Origin of the sequence: Marinobacter sp. VGCF2001, assembly GCF_049943275.1 — a bacterium.
Taxonomy (GTDB): domain Bacteria; phylum Pseudomonadota; class Gammaproteobacteria; order Pseudomonadales; family Oleiphilaceae; genus Marinobacter.
Window position 1 is genome coordinate 90,630 of record NZ_JBNFVX010000014.1, and the last position, 11,222, is coordinate 101,851.

General features: G+C 59.1%; 13 protein-coding genes. 11 read left to right on the top strand and 2 right to left on the bottom strand.

All coding sequences use genetic code 11. From position 1 onward, the window contains the following. Positions 1 to 36 precede the first annotated feature (36 nt). Entirely contained in the window at positions 37 to 807 is a 771-nt protein-coding gene (locus tag ACP2AU_RS13275) for a hypothetical protein (RefSeq protein WP_426376683.1), read from the bottom strand. Here ACP2AU_RS13275 and ACP2AU_RS13280 point away from each other — a divergent pair. The 5 genes from ACP2AU_RS13280 to ACP2AU_RS13300 all read left to right on the top strand — a co-directional run bounded on the left by ACP2AU_RS13280 (position 779) and on the right by ACP2AU_RS13300 (position 4,300). Beyond that, a complete protein-coding gene (locus ACP2AU_RS13280) occupies positions 779 to 1,873 on the top strand; it encodes a ricin-type beta-trefoil lectin domain protein (protein ID WP_426376684.1) in 1,095 nt (364 codons plus the stop codon). The two genes, ACP2AU_RS13275 and ACP2AU_RS13280, sit on opposite strands and share 29 nt — an antisense overlap. 134 nt (positions 1,874 to 2,007) lie before the next feature. Beyond that, complete coding sequence (locus ACP2AU_RS13285) at positions 2,008 to 2,379, top strand: hypothetical protein (protein ID WP_426376685.1); 372 nt, start codon at positions 2,008 to 2,010, stop codon at positions 2,377 to 2,379. After that, a complete protein-coding gene (locus tag ACP2AU_RS13290) occupies positions 2,270 to 3,070 on the top strand; it encodes a helix-turn-helix domain-containing protein (RefSeq protein WP_426376686.1) in 801 nt (266 codons plus the stop codon). The genes ACP2AU_RS13285 and ACP2AU_RS13290 overlap by 110 nt, the downstream gene beginning before the upstream one ends. 48 nt (positions 3,071 to 3,118) lie before the next feature. Then, entirely contained in the window at positions 3,119 to 3,583 is a 465-nt protein-coding gene (gene cadR / locus ACP2AU_RS13295) for a Cd(II)/Pb(II)-responsive transcriptional regulator (protein ID WP_426376687.1), read from the top strand. Positions 3,584 to 3,646: 63 nt separating this feature from the next. Beyond that, complete coding sequence (locus tag ACP2AU_RS13300) at positions 3,647 to 4,300, top strand: cation transporter (protein WP_426376688.1); 654 nt, start codon at positions 3,647 to 3,649, stop codon at positions 4,298 to 4,300. Between the two features lies 1 nt (position 4,301). On the opposite strand, the gene ACP2AU_RS13305 is transcribed toward ACP2AU_RS13300, so the two are convergent. After that, positions 4,302 to 5,219, bottom strand: a complete 918-nt coding sequence (locus ACP2AU_RS13305) for an AEC family transporter (protein WP_426376689.1) — start codon at positions 5,217 to 5,219, stop codon at positions 4,302 to 4,304. A 189-nt stretch (positions 5,220 to 5,408) separates the two neighbouring features. On the opposite strand from ACP2AU_RS13305, the gene ACP2AU_RS13310 reads away from it, so the two are divergent. The 6 genes from ACP2AU_RS13310 (at position 5,409) to ACP2AU_RS13335 (ending at position 10,971) form a co-directional block, all read left to right on the top strand. Next, the gene (locus ACP2AU_RS13310; RefSeq protein WP_426376690.1) at positions 5,409 to 5,858 is read left to right on the top strand and encodes a c-type cytochrome; all 450 of its coding nucleotides are present in this window, start codon (positions 5,409 to 5,411) and stop codon (positions 5,856 to 5,858) included. A 10-nt stretch (positions 5,859 to 5,868) separates the two neighbouring features. Further along, entirely contained in the window at positions 5,869 to 7,284 is a 1,416-nt protein-coding gene (locus ACP2AU_RS13315; protein WP_426376691.1) for a cbb3-type cytochrome c oxidase subunit I, read from the top strand. Positions 7,285 to 7,345: 61 nt separating this feature from the next. Next, positions 7,346 to 8,296 carry a 4Fe-4S binding protein gene (locus ACP2AU_RS13320; protein WP_426376692.1) on the top strand — a complete coding sequence of 317 codons (951 nt, stop codon included), beginning with the start codon at positions 7,346 to 7,348 and terminating at the stop codon, positions 8,294 to 8,296. Positions 8,297 to 8,310: 14 nt separating this feature from the next. Further along, entirely contained in the window at positions 8,311 to 10,134 is a 1,824-nt protein-coding gene (locus tag ACP2AU_RS13325; RefSeq protein WP_426376693.1) for a nitric oxide reductase activation protein NorD, read from the top strand. A gap of 11 nt (positions 10,135 to 10,145) precedes the next feature. Further along, positions 10,146 to 10,721 (top strand): cytochrome c oxidase subunit 3, encoded by a 576-nt coding sequence (locus ACP2AU_RS13330; protein WP_426376694.1) that lies wholly within the window; start codon positions 10,146 to 10,148, stop codon positions 10,719 to 10,721. A gap of 10 nt (positions 10,722 to 10,731) precedes the next feature. Continuing rightward, positions 10,732 to 10,971, top strand: a complete 240-nt coding sequence (locus tag ACP2AU_RS13335; protein ID WP_426376695.1) for a cytochrome C oxidase subunit IV family protein — start codon at positions 10,732 to 10,734, stop codon at positions 10,969 to 10,971. Positions 10,972 to 11,222: the final 251 nt, after the last annotated feature.

The following is an 11,222-nucleotide window of genomic DNA, read 5'->3' on the forward strand; positions in this document are numbered from 1 at the left end:
TCACGATCTAACGTGAGTTCGGGATTTTCCCTTAGATCAACAACAACACGATACGGGAAGACAGACATGAAACATTTCATTCCGGCCCTGATCGGGGCCTCGGCTTTGCTCGTGCCAACGGGCACCGCATTTGCGGCAACCACAGACGCCACCCATACCCTTGCTCAGGGCTGCTACTCGGTGCAATCGCCGGAAACCGGCAATTTCATGCGCCGTTACCAGACCAATGGCACCGTAAACAGTGGCTGGAGCTTTGATTTTCGGGCATCGGATGCCGCTCAGGCGGCCCAGTTCTATTTCAAACCGTCCAGGCTCGGGGAGTATCTGCTGTATGACCAGGGCGGGCGCTTTCTGGATACCCGCTTCCCGGCCGAGATCACCGCAGGCAACGTGGTGGGACAACACGCCAACTGGCGCATCGAAGACAAAGCCGAGGGCGGCGACACCCTGTTCCGGTTTACCAGCCTGTCGCTGAACCGTGCTCTGCGACACAACTGGAACAGCCAGGGTATTTATTTTATCGATCTGCTGAACCCCGGTAACCGCGACAGTGAAGCCTGGTTCCGCCTGGTGCCTGCCGACAACTGCAGTGAATTTCCGGAAGCCGACCTGAATGTCGCAGGCGATACCGATACCCTCAACGGTAACGCGGCCACACCGGTGCGCGGCTCCGTTGACCCCCACACCCATATTACCTCCTACGAATTCATGGGCGGCACCATGATGGCGGGCACGCCCTTCCATCCGTTCGGCGTCAGTCACGCCCTGGGTACAGGGCGTGCCCTTTGCCACCGATATGAGCGGCATCGGCATCCAGGCCGGCCCCCGGGCCAGTGCCGAAACCGATCCGTTGAGCTATCCGTTTGTTACCGAATTCGGTCTGACCATCGACCGCCAGGTCTCCGGCAATCGCGTTTTCGACCTGAATACCGACGGCATGGCCCACTACGGGCTGGTAGCCGACCACATTCAGGACATTCGGGAGCAGACCCCCGCTCGAATCTACGAAGCAGTGATGAATTCCGCCGAAGCCTACCTGCAGATGTGGGAGCGGGCCCGGGCCAACACCGACCAGCAATATCTGAACCCGCTACCGGCGGAATTCTCGCTGTTCAACCGGGGAACGGGTACGTGCCTGGATATGCCCGGGAACGACAACACCAGTCCCGGCGACAAAGCCGGTCATTATTCTTGCCAGACTCTGGCACTGGATCAGCGCTGGCGCTTCGATAAAACCACCGGGCAGTTGTCCAATCGGGCCAGCAATCACACTTTGTGTCTCGACAACAACGGCACGCCCTGGAACAACGGCCGACCGGCCCTGCAACCCTGCGACAACAGCGCTCGCCAGCACTGGGACTATAACGGCCAGCGAGTGACCAACGCACAAAGCAGCCAGCATTCCCTCGACGCCTATAACGGCGGCGCCGCCGGTTTCTGGGTGTCCCATGGCGGCGCCAACCAGCAGTGGGAAATGCGCCTGGACAGCGCCAGTGGGCAATGGGCGGAATACCGCAGTGAACGCTCGGGGCAATGTCTGACATCCAATGGCAACAATGCGGCTGTCAGCCTGGCCACCTGCACCGGCGCGCCGCAACAGCGGTGGCAGTGGCAGGCTTCCGCGGGACTTATGATCTCCGCCGCCGACACCACATTGTGCCTGGCCAGCAATGATGCGCCCGGTAACGACGTGCCGGTTACCACCGGTGACTGCACCAGTGACAACGCACGCGCCTTCCAGCGCCACAGTGATGGTTCCTTCCGGCTGAAACAGAACAGCGCCCTCGCGCTTGATGCGGCCGGCAGTTCGGTGGTGCTCTATAATCATCACGGCAACAGCAACCAGCGCTGGGCGGCCACTCTGCCCCGGTAAGCCGGTATGGCCGCGGCGGCCAACCTCTGTGCCGGGTGTCATTGGCGCCCGGCACATTGGCCAATGTCATCTATCAAACACTCCTTCTATACTGGCGGACGACAATAATAAGAGTCCTCGTAGAAGGTTCTACCATGCTCACGCTCACCGGATTTGGCCTGGGATGTCTGGCATCCCTGTTCATGATTTCCTGGCGGGATTTGCGGCAACTGTTGGTGGGAAAACTGTTCCTGCTCATCGTGCTCGCGGCCTCGGCGTATCTGATCGATCCTCTGATGCCGGTGTCCTGGCGCTGGGTCACCTCCGATCTTCAAACCTCCTTGCCCCTGTTGTTCTGGCTGCTCTGCCAACTGGTGTTTGCCCCGCGCCCCAGGTTGGTCAGTGTCTGGGGGGGGCATGGCGCTTTACAGCTTTCTGGCGCCCGCCTTTTCCCGACCCTTTATCGAGGCCGGTGTCTGGCCCGACTGGGCTATTTACCTGGGCTGGAATCTCGGGCAATGGTTTGAGTATGTGGTGGTGCTTCACGGCACTGCCCATGTCATCCGCCACTGGTGCGATGATCTGGTGGAGCCACGGCGAATCGCCCGCCTCGCCATTCTTCTGATACTGGGCAGCGCCGTTGCGGTTGCTACCATCTGCCTGAACTTCGGGCTGTATCACGAGGCCATGCGCGGCGTTATCGTGAGCCTGGCATCGCTGGCCATACTGTTTTGCATGGTCAGTGCCCGGCGGGGGCTTCTGGAACTGTCTCCGGATGTCGGGCAAGAGCGGGCAGGCCCTGCCGATAGCCCAAAGGAAGACATCATAGAACCAGACATCAGCACACCGGAGGAAACCTCTCACCCGGCCGGTGAGCAGGACGCAAAGCAACTGCAAGCGCTGATGGAGGAGGGCTTTTTCCGGCAGGAGAAACTGACACTGGCCAAACTGGCAAATGCGCTCAATATCCCCGAGTACCGGCTGAGACGGGTCATCAATCAAACCCTTGGCTACCGAAACTTCAACGATTACATTAATCAGCTGCGCATCGCCGAAGCGTCTCGCAGACTAACAGCCATGCCCGATGAACCCATTCTGAACATTTCTCTGGACGTAGGTTACCGAACGCTCAGCTCTTTCAACCGGGCCTTTCGCGAGATCACCGGCACCACGCCCACGGCCTTTCGTGAGGACGCGCTGGCGCGGTATTCTGAATGACCCGGACAGGGCGATCAGCCCGTTCAGAAGCCTCAGCAGGACCCAGCCATGAAAATCGGAGAGCTTTCCAGACAATCGGATGTACCGGTAGAAACGGTGCGTTACTTTGAAAAAATCGGCTTGATGACCGAACCGGACCGGGGCGCCAATGGTTACCGCCATTACCGGCAAGAACACCTGGACCGGCTTCTGTTTATCAAACGCTGCCGCAATCTGGATATGGCACAGGATGAAATTCGCGAGCTTATCCGGCTGGCAGACAATCCGGCCGCCGACTGCTCAGACGTCGACGCACTGCTGGCCCGGCACCTTTCCCATGTCCGCGCCCGCCTCCGGGAACTGTCCAGCCTTGAAAAAGTGCTGGTCGATCTTCAAAGCGCCTGCTCAGACCCGCGAACGATACGGGAATGCGGCATTCTCGAGGGGCTCAGCGAAGACCTGGTTAGCATTCCGGAAGACACCGGCACGGGCAATCACGTGCCCGGCAGCCATCGCCCCGGCCAGCCGGATTGACAGGTGTTGACCCTGTAGCAACTACAGGGTTTTAAATGGAGGCATTCTCATAAGGAGGTCTCTATGGCGTGTTCCTGTTCTGCACCTGAACCCAAAAGCCCCGCCCCGGGATTCCGCCGGGCGCTCTGGATTGCCCTCTGGGTCAATCTGGTTATGTTTCTGGTCGAAGGGCTGGCCAGCCTGCAATCCGGCTCGGTCTCATTGATGGCCGACGCCATTGATTTCTTCGGAGACAGTGCCAACTATCTGCTGTCGCTCAGTGTCCTGGGCATGGGAATGCTCTGGCGCGGGCGGGCGGCCATGGTGAAAGGTCTGACCATGGCGGTGTTTGGCCTGATTGTCTGGGGCCGGGCAATCTGGGTACTGCAAAGCGGCATCACCCCGGAGCCCCTGACCATGGGACTGGTCGGGCTGCTTGCGCTGGCCGCCAACGTCAGCGTTGCCGTAATCCTGTTCCGCTTCCGCGATGGCGATTCGGATATGCGCTCGGTCTGGCTGTGCAGCCGGAACGACGCCATTGGTAATATGGCCGTTATGGCGGCGGCACTGGGTGTATTCGGCACAGGCAGTGCACTGCCAGACCTGATCGTGGCCGCCATCATGGGCACCCTGGCGATAACGGCAGGCATCAGTGTGGTTCGCCATGCCCGCAGCGACATCGAAGGCGCGCGGAGCGCCAGTTCCCAGGCCAGCGAGGCCTCATGCCAGAATTCCTGAGTCAGAAAACCCAGGCAATCATCACCGGAATAAACCCGAGTGCAAACAAGGTACTCAGCAGCGTCGTCCCCGCCGCCTGGCGGGGCGAGGCGTCAAGCAAGGTGGCAATCACCACGGTATTGGCGGCAATGGGGGTAATGGAAATCAGGAAAATGGCCTGGTGCACGGCCCGGTCGTAAACTCCGAACCAGTTCGCATCGAACCACCAGAAGGCCAGCGCCAGCGCCGGCCAGACCACAAACTTGCCGAAAAATGCCAGCAGCGTAAAACGGGGGTTGCCCGCCAGACCGCGAAAGCTGGTGATCCCCATGCCAATGATCATCATGCCAAGGATGCTGTAAGCGCCCCGCAGGTTATCGAACAACGGCACAAATACCTCCGGGATGGCCACCCCGGACAGATTCAACACCACCGCCGCCAGAAACGCATAGACCGAGGGCAGGCGGGCCACCCTTAACAGCGCATTCTGAATGCTGTATTTGCCGCGAGCCGCCAGATAAAAACCAACGGAATTCTCAAACAGGGTGGTACCCAGCATACAGACGATGTACAGCGCCAGGCCCTCCTCACCGAACAGCAACAACGCCACCGGAATTCCGAAATAACCGGTGTTTCCCGTACCCACAGATAGCGGAATAACGGCTGCGCTGCCATCCGAGAGCAGTCTTCGGGCAAGCACCATGTGGCCAAGGGAAATCACGGTACAAAAGCCGAACACCAGCACCGGCAGCAGGATCACTTCCAGGCTGAGCGGCGCCGCCATTACCCCGGAGAACACCACCGAGGGCGTAACAATGTAAAGCATGATACCGGCAATGTGCCGGCCACTGGCTTCCAGGAAACGCCCGGCAATCCAGCCCAGAGCCACGGTAACGTACAGGGGAAGGAGTTTGAGCAACAACGCCAGGGCGGCAGACATGACTTCTCCGGGCAAAAGTAGTGAAAGTACAACCGGCAGGGCAGTCTACCACCTACCCATCAAGAGGTAACTCCCCAGCTCAATAGAGAAACCCTTGATCTTCTTTGATAATCATCAATAGCATCATGGATACATCTTTATATCCTAGTGGGGCAGTCAGGTATTCGTAACAACCAAGGAGAGAGACCAATGGCCGAGCGCTTTACCAAAAGCATGGCCAGGAACATATATCTGGGGGGAAGTGCATTCTTCGTCCTGTTGTTCCTGGCCCTGACTTTTGACACTCAGCTGCGTGCTATGCCCGAGCGGGACAACCGCGAGGAGCTTACCGAAGAGGTGGTTCGCGGCAAACATCTGTGGGAAGAGAACAACTGTGTCGGTTGTCATTCCATCATGGGCGAAGGCGCTTACTTCGCTCCCGAACTGGCCAACGTGTTTGACCGCCGCGGCGGTAGTGATACCGAGGTCTTCAAGTCCTACATGAAAGCCTGGATGAACGCCATGCCCACGAACATCCCGGGCCGGCGCCAGATGCCAAACTTCAATCTGAGCGATTCAGAAATCGAAGACCTGGCCGCCTTCCTGGAGTGGACATCAAAGATTGACGACAACGGTTGGCCACCCAACATCGAAGGGTAAGGGAGCAGACATGAAATACGAATCTCAAAGGGTCGCCATGCCCTACTTCATCTTTGCCCTGATTCTGTTTGCCGGCCAGATTGTGTTCGGCCTGATTCTGGGTCTCCAATACGTTGTGGGTGATTTCCTGTTTCCGGAAATTCCGTTCAACGTCGCGCGGATGGTGCATACCAACCTGCTGATTGTCTGGTTGCTGTTCGGCTTTATGGGCGCAACGTATTATCTGGTACCGGAAGAGGCCCAGACCGAATTACACAGCCCTCTGCTGGCGTGGATTCTGTTCTGGGTATTCGCCGCGGCCGGAACCCTGACCATTCTGGGCTACCTGTTTGTCGACTACGCCACCCTGGCCGAAATAACGATGAACAAGTTGCTACCCACCATGGGCCGGGAATTCCTTGAACAACCCACCATTACCAAAATCGGTATTGCCGTGGTGGTGGTTGCGTTCCTGTACAACATCGCCATGACGGCACTGAAAGGTCGCAAAACGGTCGTCAATATTGTCCTGATCACCGGCCTGGTAGGCCTGGCGGTGCTCTGGCTGTTCTCTTTCTACAACCCAAGCAACCTCGCCACCGACAAATACTTCTGGTGGTTTGTGGTTCACCTGTGGGTAGAAGGCGTATGGGAGCTGATCATGGGTGCCATTCTGGCCTATGTGCTGATCAAGCTCACCGGTGTTGACCGCGAAGTGATCGAGAAATGGCTGTACGTCATTATCGCCATGGCGCTGATTACCGGCATCATCGGTACCGGCCACCACTTCTTCTGGATCGGGCCGCCTGAGTACTGGTTGTGGCTGGGTTCAGTGTTCTCTGCACTGGAACCACTGCCGTTCTTCATGATGGTGGTCTTCGCCTTCAACATGATCAACCGTCGCCGCCGTAACCACCCGAACAAGGCCGCCATGCTGTGGGCCATGGGTACAACCGTGATGGCGTTCCTGGGTGCTGGCGTGTGGGGCTTTCTGCACACCCTGGCTCCGGTGAACTTCTACACCCATGGCAGCCAGATTACCGCCGCTCACGGCCACATGGCGTTCTACGGCGCCTACGTGATGATCGTCTTGACCATCATTTCCTACGCGGTGCCGATCATGCGTGGCCGTCCTTACGGCAACAGCAACACGGCGCAGATTGTGGAAATGTGGGGCTTCTGGCTGATGACCATCTCCATGGTGTTCATCACCCTGTTCCTGACCGGCGCCGGTGTACTGCAAGTATGGCTGCAGCGCATTCCGGAAAGCGGTGACGCCCTGTCGTTCATGGCAGGCCAGGATCAGATTGCCCTGTTCTACTGGATGCGGTTTGTTGCCGGTGCCTTCTTCATGGCAGGCCTGGTGGTTTACCTCGGCAGCTTCTTTATCAAAGGTCAGGCCAGCCCTGCCGAAGAAGTCCGCGGTCCCGCCACGCAAGATGCCTGATCAGGCATAACCGCCGGGGCCTGCGGGCCCCGGCACATTCCCGATACTCTGGACAAGCTCAGTGCATGCGCAACACGTTAATCCCAAAGACACCCTTCAGCAGAAGCGCCTGATTACCCGCAGCGCCTTCTTTCTGCTGTTCCTGCTTGCGCCTGTTCTCAATATTTTCCGTTACGACCTGACTGAAACCCGCTTCATACTGCTGGGATTCCCTCTGTCGTTTAACCTGAACCTGGACTGGGTTGCCCACAGCACCCCGGCTGAAGTCGCGGGCCAGATACTGTTCTGGTTCATCCTGCCCATTCTGGTACTGGTGCCGCTGGTACTATGGATTGCCTTCAAATGGGGCCGCCTGTATTGCGGCTGGCTGTGCCCGCATTTTTCCGTGGTGGAAACCATCAACGACCTGATGACCCGCGTGACCGGGCGCCCCACCTTGTGGGAGGCCCTGAAAAAAGGCAGTACCGGCAAAGCCATTCACTGGGCCGGCCTGACCCTGGTGTGCGCGCTGATCGGTTTTTCCTGGGCCCTGGCGCTGCTGTCTTACTTGCTGCCGCCCATCCCGCTGTACACCGACCTGATCACCGGCCAACTCGGCCTGTATCCGGGCATTTTCCTGGCGGTTGCCACCGCGGTGTTTACCTTCGATTTTCTGTTCGCCCGGCACCTGTTCTGCAAATATGGCTGCGCCGTAGGGCTGGTGCAGAGCATCGCCTGGATGACCAACGGCAAGGGCCGGGTCGTGACCTTCGATACCAGGCGGGCCGCCGCCTGCCGGGACTGCACCAAGGCCTGTGACGAAGCCTGCCCCATGCGCCTGCCCACCCGTAGCCACAAACGGGCAAAATTCAGCTGTACCCAATGCCTGCAGTGCGTGAGCGCCTGTCGCGAGGTGCAGAAAGACAACCCGGAAGGCTCCCTGCTGACCTGGGAGCCCGGCGAACCCGGCAAGCAAACAGTGTTGATTCCCGTGCGCCAGGTGGAATCCACCCCGCGCCAGACACGGGCCTGATACGAGGAGTCGAAATGGAAGAGTGGGTCGGACTGAAATGGCACGACTACGTAACCCGCCAGGCCATGGGCGAGTTCCCCGAGTACGCCGTGCATCTGAAAGACGAAGCCCGCACGCTGGGCGTGCTGTTCCGTGCCATGGGCGGCGACCCGGCTCTGAGTCTGGTGACTGCCGAACCAAGGCATTTTCAGATCCGCCGGCGATTCCTGCAGAAACTGGCAGGCACCCACCGAAAATTCGAGCTGGCCTGGCGCGATGAGGAAAGTTTGCGCCTGCCTGACCGGCTGGCCCTGTTTCCCTCCCGCAAGGTCAACCGCGAGCTCTATCTCTGGCTGGCAGCCCTGGCGTCACTGGGGGAAATCCACCACCACAGCTGGCTGCAAGGCAATCAGGCTATGGTGCAGGAGTTACTGGCGCGTTGGCCGGGCCTGGAGCCCCTGTACCAGAGGCTGGTAAAACACACGTTGCGATGGCGGCCCGAGCCGGACAGTTTGCGCGGCAACGAAGCTAAACGTGAAACCGCCATCCGGCAGGCCCTGATACACCCCGGCAGCGTGGACGAACTACCCGACGCGCTGACCGACCCATGGCCGGTGGTGCTCTGGCTTTATCCTGTGCTTGGCAGAGGCAAGCTCAAGGGCGAGATCATCGGCGATGACAACACCACATCAAAATCCGGTGGCCTTGCGAAAAAACGCAAACGCCGCCGCGCTGAGCGGGTGGATGCCTTCGACAAAGACCAGGGGCTGATGCTGTTCCGGCTGGAAAATCTGTTCTCCTGGTCGGAATTCATTCCGGTAGACCGGGCCGGCGACGACAGCGAAGAAGACGATGCAGACGCCATCGCCGACGACATGGACATGATCTCTGTGTCCCAGGATCGTCGGGAAGCCTCCTCAGCCATCAAGTTTGATCTGGACCTGCCGTCCGAGGAAAACGACGACCTGCACCTCGGCCCGGGCATCCACCTGCCAGAGTGGGACTGGCGCCGCCAGGGCTATCGCGAAAAGTTCTGTTGCCTGCAACCGATGCTGAGCAAAGACGCCGTGCCCTCACCGCTGCCGGAGCACCTGAACCGCTCCGCCCGGACCCTGCGCCGGCAATTCAGCGCGCTCAAACCGCTGCGCCAATGGGAACGCCGGCAACTGGAGGGCGAAGAACTGGATCTGGACGCCTGCCTGGAGCGCATGGTGCAGCACAAGCGCGGTATCGGCGAAGTCGACCAGAAACTGTTCCGCCAATGCAAACAGAATCAGCGCGATCTGGCGTGCCTGGTTCTGACCGACATCTCGTTGTCCACCGACACCTACATCAACAATAACCAGCGGGTGATCGACATCGCCCGGGACGGCCTGCAACTGCTCAGCGAAGCACTGACCGCCAGCCGCGATCCGTTTGCGCTGTTCGCCTTTTCTTCAAGACGGCGCGATCATATTCGCTTCCACCATATCAAGAGCTTCGACGAGCCCTATAACGACACCACGCGGGGCCGCATCCAGGCCTTGGAACCGGGCTATTACACCCGCATGGGCGCTGCCATCCGTCAATCCATCAAATTGCTGAAGGCCCGGCCGGAACATCAGAAAATCCTGCTGCTCCTGACCGACGGTAAACCCAACGATCTGGACCTGTATGAAGGACGCTACGGCGTGGAAGACACCCGCATGGCCGTGCAGGAAGCTCACAGGGCCGGCCTCACACCCTTCTGTGTCACCATTGACGAAGAGGCCAACGAATACCTGCCCTACGTGTTCGGCAGCAGCAATTTCGTGGTCATCAAAGACCCCACACAACTACCAGGCCAACTACCCAAGCTCTACATGAATCTGACCCGTTAACGGAGACTGAAATGACCGACCTTCAGGCCCGGCGTCCGGCGCATCTGCCAGGTGACATCGCCGTCTGGTTTTTTATTTTTGCGGAACTGGCGGTGTTTGCCATCATGTTTATCGGCTTCGGCGTTGCCCGCAGCCTCGACCCGGCCACGTTCAGCGCCGGCAAACAAGCCCTGCACCCCTGGACCGGCCTGATCAATACCATCGGCCTGATCACCGCCAGCTATCTGGTGGCACTGTCGGTACACCGCCTGCGTGATCGTAAACCCGGCACGTCTACCCTGCTCTGGGCTGGCGTGGCGGCCTCGTCCATCTACACGTTCGGCAAGCTCTGGGAATACGCCGATCTGTACAGCAACGGCTACAACCTGGGCACCGATACCTTTTTCATGTTCTATTTCTTCCTGACCTTCTTCCACTTCATGCACGTGGTACTGGGCCAGATCATCCTGGTGGTACTGGCCGTCAAAGTAAAAAAAGGCGACTACAACGGCGACGACATGAACGGCATGGAATCCGGCGCCTCTTACTGGCACATGGTCGACCTGGTGTGGCTGGTGCTGTTCCCAATGCTCTACGTTCTGGCCTGAGGAGACTGATATGTTAGCGGTGTATGTGGCCCTGATGATCTGCACCATGGCACCGGTGGTGGCCATGCAAGCTGGTGCGGATATGTCGGTTCTGGTGTGGCTGGTGTTCGGTTTGGTGGTCGTAAAAGCGGTGTTGCTGGTGGATCATTTCATGGAAATGAAGCACGCCCCCTGGGGCTGGCGAATGGCCGCTCAGGGTTGGGCTGTTGTCGTGGTTTCGGTGTTGGCAGGCATTCACCTGGCTGGCTGACACCTGACATCCGCGCAGTGCGCAACTGCAGCCGTCCAGGCTGGAGCTTGCACCATGGCGGGGTAGGCCTTCCAAAAAACGCTCCTTGCGGCACATCCATGTGGCGCTTCTGCTCCGCCATCCATGGCTCCGCAAATTTTTGGAAGGCCTACCCCGCCACGGCGCCCTGACCTCGGTGGTTACAGCAACGCCCTGGGAAAAGTAGGCGGCTTGTTACCAATCGCTTGCGCCAGAGCAATCATCCCCCAGAG